Raw genomic sequence first — 3,188 nt, forward strand, 5'->3', positions numbered from 1 at the left:
AAGTCATAAAAGGCCAGCAGCTCGTCGCGATCCTTCGTGAGCTTTTCGGCCGCCTTCGGATACTTGGCCGAATAGGCGCCGGCGAAGCGGTCGAAAGCGGCGAGCGCTTCTTCGCGTGTGGCGGCTTGCCAAATCTCCTGCAGGCCGGCTTTGGCCCGACCGTGGTGTGATTTGGGCAAGGCGTTAAGAACGTTTCCAGTCTTGTGAAACCAGCAGCGCTGGTGCCGCGTCTTGGGAAACACTTCAGCCAATGCCGCCCATAGACCCATTGCCCCATCGCCGGCCGCGAGCAGCGGACCACTTTGTAGGCCTCGCGCTTTCAGGTCCAGCAAGAGCTCGCACCAGGCGTCCTTCGACTCGCGAAAGCCGTCGCCAATTGCCACACGCTCTTTCGTTCCGTCGGGCTTCACCCCGATGATGACCAACAGGCACTGGCCATCCGAATCGTCACTGCGCAGCCCCGTGTGTATGCCGTCGGCCCACCAGTAGACCCAGCGGGAGCTCGACAGATCGCGCTGATTCCAAAGGGCGTGTTCTTCGGCCCACTGAGCCTTCAGACGGCTGACTACGTTCGGCGAAAGACCCTTGGCTTCTTCACCCAGCAGCACGCTCAGCGCCTCGCTCATGTCGCCGGTCGAGACGCCACGTAGATACAGCCAAGGCAACGCCGCTGACACGCGGGGGGACTTCCGAATATAGGGCGGCACAATGTTCGAATTGAACTTCACGCCCGAGCCTGAGCGATCGCGAACCTTCGGCACCTGTACCGTGACCGGACCGATTGCCGTGACGACCTCGCGCTCCGGCAGGTAGCCATTGCGAATCACGGCGCGCCTCCCGTCGAGAGTCTTCACGTTATCGTAGCGTTCGAGCAATGTCGTCAACTCCGCCTCAATCGCTTGCTGGATGATCTGCCGCGCGCCTCGCTGAATCAAATCGTCAAGGCCGCTGGGAGGTGCTTCCGATTTACCCGAGCTCGTTTCTTCTGTAACCTTCTTCATTGGTGGTGGATTCCGGTTTAGCTGGTTGTTACCCTAGACAAGCAACATTCTCAGCTATACCGCCACCGCCTTCAAACCCCCGCCTCATCCAAACACCAGTTTCGACCATAACTCTCGGGCCAGTGGTGGGGCCGCTTGGTTGTCGGCGAAGAGGAGATTGGGCGCATAGGCTATTGCGATGGCCCGGAGGCCGTGGAACAGGCCGCGCGGGAAACGGGCGTGTACCGGGACCACGTTGAAATTTACCGGTAATGTGCCGAGAAGTGCGCAGAAAGTTCGCAGGCAGGGAGATGCCGAAGGAAGGGGTGGCCGTTGTGTAAGTTGATGAATATCCAGTTCGTCAACCTGCCCTCGGGAGGGCTTGCGCCATGGCCACGACCAAGCGTAGTACGAACCGGCCGCCAGTGGAAGCGCTGGTTGCCGGCGACCGGGACCTGATGAAGGCGCTCATGAAGGATGCGCTTCAGGAAGTGCTCGAAGCGGAGATGACCGAGCTGCTCGGGGCATCGCCCAACGAGCGCACGGAGACACGCAGTGGCTATCGTGCGGGCTACTACGGCCGCGCTCTGGTGACCCGCATCGGCAAACTCGAGCTGCGCGTGCCACGTGATCGGCATGGCGAATTCTCAACGGCGCTGTTCGAGCGCTATGCGCGCAGCGAAAAGGCGTTGGTGGCGGCGTTGGCCGAGATGTACGTGCAGGGTGTGTCTACGCGCAAGGTCAAGGCGATTACTGAAGAGCTGTGCGGTCACAGCTTCTCGGCCTCAGCGATCTCCGCCATCAATAAAGGGCTCGACGCAACGCTGGCCAGGTTTGCGCACCGGCCGTTAGAGGAGGCGTATCCGTATCTGATCGTCGACGCGCGCTATGAGAAGGTGCGTGAGTCGGGCGTGATTCGTTCGCAAGCGGTGCTGATCGCCATCGGCATCAACTGGGAAGGCCACCGGCAGGTGTTGGCTGTGGAGTTGGCCAACCGCGAAAGCCATTCGAGCTGGAAAGAGTTTCTTCTGGCGCTAAAGAAGCGCGGCCTGTCAGGCGTCGAGTTCGTCGCCTCGGACGACCACGCGGGGCTCAAGAAGGCGATCGGTGAGGTGCTGCCGGAAGCCGCCTGGCAGCGCTGCTACGTGCACTTCCTGCGCAACGCACTGGACTACCTGCCGCGCAAGGCCGATGACGACTGCTTGCAGGAACTGCGCTGGATGTACGACCGACTCGATCTGCAGGAGGCGCAGCGAGATCTCGCGGCGTGGATTACTAAGTGGCAGGGCAAATATCCGAAGCTCGTGGATTGGGTTGAAGGCAACATTGCCGAGACGCTGACGTTCTACCGGCTGCCACGCGCGCATCACAAGCATTTGAAGTCGACCAACATGCTCGAGCGCTTGAACGAAGAGATCAAGCGGCGCACGCGCATCGTGAGGATTTTCCCGAACGATGCGTCGTGCCTTCGGCTGATCAGGGCCCTGTGTAGCGAAACGCACGAAACGTGGCTGGAAGACAGCCGCTATCTAAACATGGCCCTGCTGGCCGAGCAGAAGAAGGAGTTCTTGCGCGCTGTTGCATAGCGGCGTGCGGCGTTGGGCGCTGGGGGCTACGCCCTTCGCACCGCACGCCGCACAGAAGGATCAACTGAAACCACCGGCATCCGGTTTCTGCACACCTTGCCGCACACAACTTGCGCTGCCGCAGCGGGCCGCCTGTCCGGCTTTTGTAGTCCCGCGCCCAATCCCCGTTCTACTAGTCGATAGGGAGGGCGGGATTGTTGCCTATTGAACTATTCCGTGTCGCCGAGGGCCTCTCGCCGGAGGCGCATCAAAAGGCGCGCCCGCCGCTCTCGCCCAGAGCCGCGCCCACCTGCCCGCCCGTGCTTTCTCCGTTGGCGTGGTGGCCGCAACCAACCGATTCACCGCCCGGTCAAGGTGGCGCAGCGCATAAGCGCGGTGTGGGGTGAGTTTCGGCATGGCGCGTCGCTCCAGTTTGCCCCGTGCTAGCCAATTTCCCGTGTAATCAAGTCGCGCACGCGCTTGGCTATCGTCGTGCCGTTCTCCACGGCGCGGAGCTTGAGTTACTTGTGTACTTCGGGGTCCAGGTCCAAGTTTAGGCGGACCGGCTTAGCAGGTTGCTGAAATACAGGTGCTTCTGAAGCAGCTTTGGTCTGTCGCCGCGGCCTTTGCCGCGATTTTCGCA

2 protein-coding genes are annotated in these 3,188 nt (G+C 61.3%); one reads left to right on the forward strand and one right to left on the reverse strand.

The window, feature by feature from the left end; genetic code table 11:
- A partial coding sequence (locus tag AB6804_RS31675; RefSeq protein WP_370889808.1) for an IS256 family transposase occupies window positions 1-1,001 on the reverse strand: 1,001 nt, incomplete at its 3' end.
- Window positions 1,002-1,369: 368 nt separating this feature from the next.
- Between AB6804_RS31675 and AB6804_RS31680 the strand changes: the two genes are divergently transcribed.
- Complete coding sequence (locus AB6804_RS31680) at window positions 1,370-2,566, forward strand: IS256 family transposase (protein WP_370889809.1); 1,197 nt, start codon at window positions 1,370-1,372, stop codon at window positions 2,564-2,566.
- Window positions 2,567-3,188 lie beyond the last annotated feature (622 nt).

Origin of the sequence: Caballeronia sp. RCC_10, from assembly GCF_041360715.1 — a bacterium.
Lineage (GTDB): Bacteria > Pseudomonadota > Gammaproteobacteria > Burkholderiales > Burkholderiaceae > Caballeronia > Caballeronia grimmiae.

Bases quoted from the DNA above. Each gene is read 5' to 3' on its own strand.
- AB6804_RS31680 (WP_370889809.1), top strand. From the start codon at position 1,370: ATGGCCACGACCAAGCGTAGTACGAACCGGCCGCCAGTGGAAGCGCTG.